The sequence below is a fragment of the Nocardia brasiliensis IFM 10847 genome (assembly GCF_000710915.1).
In the GTDB taxonomy this organism is placed as follows: domain Bacteria; phylum Actinomycetota; class Actinomycetes; order Mycobacteriales; family Mycobacteriaceae; genus Nocardia; species Nocardia brasiliensis_A.
In genome coordinates this window covers 1-6,076 of record NZ_BAUA01000096.1, presented here as the reverse complement: position 1 = coordinate 6,076, position 6,076 = coordinate 1, and the positions used below count along the sequence as shown (strand labels likewise).

At 69.7% G+C, this 6,076-nt stretch carries 6 protein-coding genes; all 6 read left to right on the top strand.

Annotated features, from left to right (window positions below):
• A partial coding sequence (locus tag NBRGI_RS20715) for an aldehyde dehydrogenase family protein (RefSeq protein ID WP_029898784.1) occupies nucleotides 1-1,608 on the top strand: 1,608 nt, incomplete at its 5' end.
• Between the two features lie 88 nt (nucleotides 1,609-1,696).
• Nucleotides 1,697-2,833, top strand: a complete 1,137-nt coding sequence (locus tag NBRGI_RS20710; RefSeq protein WP_228832918.1) for a septum formation family protein — start codon at nucleotides 1,697-1,699, stop codon at nucleotides 2,831-2,833.
• Between the two features lie 9 nt (nucleotides 2,834-2,842).
• A complete protein-coding gene (locus tag NBRGI_RS20705; RefSeq protein WP_029898780.1) occupies nucleotides 2,843-3,193 on the top strand; it encodes a metallopeptidase family protein in 351 nt (116 codons plus the stop codon).
• Between the two features lie 159 nt (nucleotides 3,194-3,352).
• Nucleotides 3,353-3,673, top strand: coding sequence for a PE domain-containing protein (locus NBRGI_RS20700; protein ID WP_014980924.1), 321 nt, complete (start codon nucleotides 3,353-3,355; stop codon nucleotides 3,671-3,673).
• Between the two features lie 44 nt (nucleotides 3,674-3,717).
• On the top strand, nucleotides 3,718-4,902 hold the full coding sequence (locus tag NBRGI_RS20695; RefSeq protein WP_029898778.1) for a PPE domain-containing protein: 1,185 nt from the start codon (nucleotides 3,718-3,720) through the stop codon (nucleotides 4,900-4,902).
• Nucleotides 4,899-5,729, top strand: a complete 831-nt coding sequence (locus NBRGI_RS20690) for an ESX secretion-associated protein EspG (RefSeq protein WP_029898776.1) — start codon at nucleotides 4,899-4,901, stop codon at nucleotides 5,727-5,729. The genes NBRGI_RS20695 and NBRGI_RS20690 overlap by 4 nt, the downstream gene beginning before the upstream one ends.
• Nucleotides 5,730-6,076: the final 347 nt, after the last annotated feature.

The window sequence follows — 6,076 nt, the reverse complement described above, 5'->3', positions numbered from 1 at the left end:
CGCCGCGAACTGCTCGACGACATCAACACCAGAACCGGCCGCTTCGCCGACGACTGGGTGCGCGCCGCACGGACCATCAAGGGTTTGGCCGAAGATTCGCCGCTGGTCGGCGAGGAGTGGATGTCCGGCCCGCTCACCCTGCTGCAGGCCACCGCAGCCCTGTCCGCGACGCTGGCCGCGCTGACGGAAGGGCGCAGCCCGCTCGACGGCGTCGCGCTGCGGACCGCGCCCGGCGATCGCGTCGCGGTGCCGATCCTGCCGCACAGCGCCTACGACCGGTTGCTGCTCAACGGTTTCGAGGGCGAAGTGTGGCTGCGTCCCGGCGTCGACGCCGATACCGCGCGGCGGCGCGCCGGACTCGCCCAACTCGACCCGAGCGCGACCGCGGGCATCGGGGTGGTGCTCGGAGCGGGCAACATCACCTCGATTCCGCCCCTCGACGCGCTGTACGAGCTGTACGCGCACAACCGCGTCGTCCTGCTGAAGCTGAACCCGATCACCGACCCGCTGTTCACCGTGTTCGAGATGATCTTCGCGCCGCTGTGCGAGCTGGGGGTGCTGCGCATCGTCACCGGCGGCGCGGAGACCGGCCGCTACCTGGTGCAGCACGGCGACGTCGCGCACGTGCACATGACCGGCAGCGCGCACACGCACGACGCGATCGTGTGGGGGCCGGGACCGGAGGGGCTGGAACGGAAGAAGGACCGCAGGCCGCTGCTGGACAAGCCGATCACCAGCGAACTCGGCGGAGTGTCGCCGACCATCGTGGTTCCCGGCGACTGGTCCGACGCGGACCTGCGCTACCAAGCCGAGCACGTCGCCACCCAGCGGCTGCACAACGGCGGCTACAACTGCGTCGCCGCGCAGGCGCTCGTGCTGAGCAAAGACTGGCACCTCAAGGACAAGTTCCTGGCCGAACTGCGCACGGCGCTCGCGCAGGCGCCGCAACGCACCCCGTACTACCCCGGCAGCGATACCCGGGTGGCCGACGCGCTGGCCGCCTACCCCGCGGCCGCGCAGGTCGAGGGCGGGCGGGTGCTGGTCGAGCAGGTACCGCTCACCGACACTCCGCTGCTGCGCACGGAATACTTCTCGCCGGTGCTCGGCGTGGTCGAACTGCCGTACGCGGGCACCGAATTCCTCTCGCGCGCGGTCGAATTCGCGAACACCGAACTCACCGGCACGCTCGGCGCCAACGTACTCGCGCACCCCGCGACGATCCGCGATCTCGGGGCGGGCTTCGACCGCGCGCTCGAACAGTTGCGCTACGGCGCGATCGCGGTGAACGCGTGGACCGGGCTCGCCTTCCTGGCACCGCGCGCCTCGTGGGGCGCGTTCCCCGGGCACACCCTCGACGACGTGCAGAGCGGGATCGGCGTGGTGCACAACGCGTTCCTGCTCGACGACGTGGAGCGCACAGTGGTGCGCGGGCCGTTCCGTCCCGCGCCGCGCTCGGTGCTGCACGGAGAATTCGCGCTCTCGCCGAAGCCGCCGTGGTTCGTCGGCAACACGACCGCGGCGGCGACGGGGCGCAAGCTGACCGAGTTCTACGCCACCGGCAATCCTGCCCGGATACCCGGCATCTTCTGGTCCGCGCTGCGCGGGTGAGCGCGTGCGCGCGGCGGGGTCAGCGCGAAAAGGTCTGATCAGACCAGGTCGTGGCACCGCGGGCCGGAGACTGCCATGATGGATCGCGATGTCCCCTTCCGATCATGTGCCCCAGTCCGACCCGTCGAGTCGGTTCCCCACGCGCGGTAAGCCGTCCCGCACCGCCGGGGTGCGGCGCGTGTTCGACTCGGTACGGGGAGTGTTCACCGGCGAGACCGCGCTGCCCGCGCCCACCCTGCGCTGGGGTCTGCTGCTGGTCGCCGCGGGCGCGGTCGTCGCGGCGCTCGTGACGCTGTTCGTCACCGGCTTCGACAACAAGGGGCTCGAGGCGCACACGCCGGGCTCGCCGGCCGAGCCGGTGGTCGACAAGGAGTTCGGCACGGCGGTCAAGGGTGATTGCCTGAGCTGGTCCAAGCCGGACCACTCCGATCTGGTCAAGGTGCGCTGCGACGCGAAGCACATGTTCGAGGTCGCGGCCGATGTCGACATGAGCAAGTACCCGGGCAAGGAATTCGCGCCCGGTGCCCGCTTCCCGGACTCGCTGCGGCTCACCGAACTCAAGGAAGAGCACTGCGTGCCCGCGGTGCAGGAGTATCTGGGCGGGCGGTTCGATCCGCGCGGGCGCTACATCGTCGGGCTGATGTACCCGAGCCCGGACGGCTGGCAGCACGGGGACCGCACGCTGCGCTGCGGCCTGCAGTACGCGGCGAGCGCGGGCACCCCCGCCTCGACCGGCAGCGCCACCCAGCACGATCAGTCGAAGGTCTACGGGCCCGGCGTCTGCCTGGGCATCAACCAGAGCCTGCCCACCGATCCGGTGGACTGCTCGCAGGTGCACGCGGTAGAGGTGGTTTCCACCATCGACCTCGGCCAGCGCTTCCAGGGCGGTCCGCCCGCCAAGGAGGAGCAGGACCGGTTCGTCGAGGACGAGTGCGCGCGCACGTCCTCGGACTATCTCGGCGGACCCGACGTGATCCGCAACAAGACCCTCACGCTGTTCTTCGACTACCTGGACGCCCGCAGCTGGCTGGCCGGCAGCCGCAAGCTGGACTGCATGGTCGGCAAGGGGGCCGACCGGGAAGGGTTCGCGCCGATCACCGGTTCGGCCAAGGGCGACATCCTGATCAACGGCCAGGCGCCGGAACCGCCGCCGAATACCGGCCGGTCCACGCCGACGCCGCTGCCCGGCGCCGCGCCGCTGCCGCCGCAGCCCCAGCCGAGGTAGCCCACGACGATGTCGGTCTCCATGTCCGAGGACCGGTTCGAGGAATTGGTCGGCGACGCGCTCGATCGGATCCCGCCGGAGCTGGCCCGCGCCATCGATAATGTGGTGGTGCTGATCGAACCTCGCAATTCGGAGGATCCACATCTGCTCGGTTTGTATCAAGGCATCGCGCTGACCGAACGAGACAGCCATTACGGCGGCTCGTTGCCCGACACGGTGACCATCTATCGCGACTCCATCTTGGCGATCTGCGCGGATGAGAACGAGGTGGTCGAGGAGGTGGCGATCACGGTGATCCATGAAATAGCGCACTACTTCGGCATTGACGAAGACCGCCTGCATGAGCTGGGATGGGGCTAGTCTTTACCCCAGCTGTATGAGTGCGGTTGCAGTTGGGGTGAGCAGGGAAGAAACTTTAGGGGATTCGATGGAACCGATTGCCTGGCTGTCGCGTCCTATCACTCGAAGGGGGAATTCTCGTGGTTCCGCCCCATAGCCGCCACTAGAAGGAGTCGAGTCATGGTTGGCCACGTACTAGTCGCACCCGAAGTCGTCCTCGCCGCCGCCGCCGAGCTGGATCTGCTCGCCGACCGGTTGGCCGCCGCCGCCGCGCTCACCGCGCCCGCGACGCATGTCATCCCCTCCGGTATGGACGAGGTCTCGCTGCACGCCGCGAACCACCTGAACAAGGGCGCCGCCACGCACGACCAGGCCGTCGCCCAGGGCATCCTCGAGCTGCACCACGCGGCCGCGACGCTGCGTTCCCAGCTCGTCACGCACATCGGTGAGGACGTCGTCCGGGCCGGCACGATCGGTGCCGTCAGCTCCACTATCGCCTGAAGCCTGCGGGCACAGCACAAAAGAACAAGCAAGGGGAGAAACGCATGACCGCAGGAATCACCGGGGTGTTCTGGCTGCCCCGTCTGGCAGAAGGAAACTCGATCGCGCTCAACGCGGGCGCGCATGCCGTGCCGATCTCGGCCGCCGCCACCGCGTGGGGTGGCCTCACCGCCGCCTGGATCGACGCCACCGCGACCGTCGCCCGCGTGATGGCCGAGCTCGGTGTCGGCATGCAGGGTCTCAACGGCATCTCGGCGCTGTCCAAACTGACCGGCTTCGTCGGCTGGGCCGAGCAGCAGGGTGTCATGGCGGCCACCATGAGCTCGAAGGCGGCCTCGAACGCGATCGCCTACACCGTGGCATCGATCGCCATGCCGAGCATCCCGGAGATCGCGGCCGTCGACGCGGCCCGCGTCGCCGCCTACTCGACCGGCGGCGTGCTCAACGGCACCGCCGAGGCGGCCGAAGCCGCGAAGGCCGCGCTCGATCTGCGCGCCGCGCTGACCATGGAAACCTACGAGGCGGCCACCACCGCGATGGTCGTGACGCCGGGTGAGTTCATCAACCCGCCCGCGATCGCGCACGGTGCGGGCCAGGCGAACGCGGGCGGCGCCGAGCAGGCCGCGCAGAGCACCACCAATGCCGACCCGGTGCAGACCGCGATCTCCGCGGCCGGCGCGCTGGTCAACAACCCGGCCGTGGTCAGCGCCGCGACGCAGGTGGCGAACGTCGCGGGTTCGGTGGCGACCACCGGTGTGTCCACCGTGGGCACCATCGGCTCGCAGGCGGTCTCGGCGGTCACCAGCGCGGTCGCCGCGCCCGGAATCACCGCCGCGGCACCGGCTTCGATGGTCGGCGGGGCAGGCCTGGCGGCTGCCGCCGCGTCGTCCGCGACCCGGTCGGCGTCCCTCGGCGGCAGCACGGTGTCGTTCGGCAACGGTTCGCTGAAGCTCCCCGAAGGCTGGGGCGCGGGTAGCGCGGCAGGCGGCGCGCCCGCCACGGCCGCCGTCGTCGAGAACAGCGCGGTGGCGCAGCCCACCGGCGCGCCGGTCCGCAACAACAACGGCGCACACGGCAGCCCGCTGCTGGGCAACCAGGTGCGCGACGAGGACGACGAGTCCGAGCACAAGAGCCAGGACTACCTGCGCTCGACCGAGCACTTCAACGACGGCCGCTACGCCGCGGACGGAGTGATCGGCGCCGAACCTGCCGGAACGGCGGCTAAGTGACCGTACTGGGTGCGGGCCGCGGCCCGTCACTGCTGAAGTCGGTTGTGCTGTCGCTCGACGAGATGCAGTTCCTCCTGGAGAAACTGGAGATCGACGAGGTGCCCGTCGTGCTGGATGCGCGCGGGCAATACGACAACGTGGCCGACCACGACGCAGCGATGGCCGTGGCCGCTCAGTCGCTCACCGATCGGGAACTGCTGATCGGTGATGCGGTACATCACGAGCTCGAAGACCGGCTGCGGGCGCTGTACCGACCGCACTGGGTGGTCGCGCTACGGCTGCACGTAGACGGTGCGATGAGTCGCATGTGTCTCGCGAAGGGCGACGATGTTGTCACCGTCGCCCTGCGCGGGCCGCAGTCCTACGTGATCGACGAGGTCGAAGACGACCTGCCCGGCCCGGTGATCGCGGCGCTCGGCCCCGCCGAACCGCTCGACCTGACCGGCATGAACGCGCCGACCGAACAACTCGTCCCGATTTTCGACGACACCGGCGACGCGGCCGCCACCGCCAACCGGCTCGCGAAAGTCGGCACCCCGCCGCGCGATGCGCAGACCCTCGCCTCCGCGATGGTGCAGATCCATTCGCACGCCGAAATCGTCGGCGTCGTCTACGGCGACGGCACCCGCGACGTCACCGACAACCACATCGCCGTATTCAACACCCGCTCCGGGCGTTTCATCGCCACGGCCAGCAAATCCGACGACGGCGTGAAATGGACGTCGCTGAGCCCCGGCACCCCGGGTCGGTTACGAACGGCGTTGCAGGACTTGATCAGTGGGCTGCCGGAGCGAGAAGAGTTCCCGGCCAAGCCGCAGCAGGGGTGAGCGGGGGTCTCGCTGTTGCGCGGCTGGCGGTCACGGTTCGGGGGTCCACAGACGGTCCATACGGTTCACAGGGCATGCAGCTCCCGTGAACCGTGCACTTTGTGAGCCCGCACCTGTTCGCCTGGTACGACCGGCAGCGGCGGTGCACGGTGCGCGCGTCCTGGGTGTCAGGCTGCGCACGAACCGTCGCGGGGCGGGGTCCACAGATAGTCCACACGGTTCACAGGGCATACAACCCCTGTGAACCGTGGGCACGCTCTGTGGGTCCGCACCTATCTGTCGCTTGGGTGCGACACGGGGCGGCCGCGTCGCCGCGCGGCGCGCGCGTTTCAGCTCGCTGCGCACGG

Coding starts and splice junctions, on each gene's coding strand:
- NBRGI_RS20710 (WP_228832918.1), top strand. CDS start 1,697: ATGTCCCCTTCCGATCATGTGCCCCAGTCCGACCCGTCGAGTCGGTTC.
- NBRGI_RS20705 (WP_029898780.1), top strand. CDS start 2,843: ATGTCGGTCTCCATGTCCGAGGACCGGTTCGAGGAATTGGTCGGCGAC.
- NBRGI_RS20700 (WP_014980924.1), top strand. CDS start 3,353: ATGGTTGGCCACGTACTAGTCGCACCCGAAGTCGTCCTCGCCGCCGCC.
- NBRGI_RS20695 (WP_029898778.1), top strand. CDS start 3,718: ATGACCGCAGGAATCACCGGGGTGTTCTGGCTGCCCCGTCTGGCAGAA.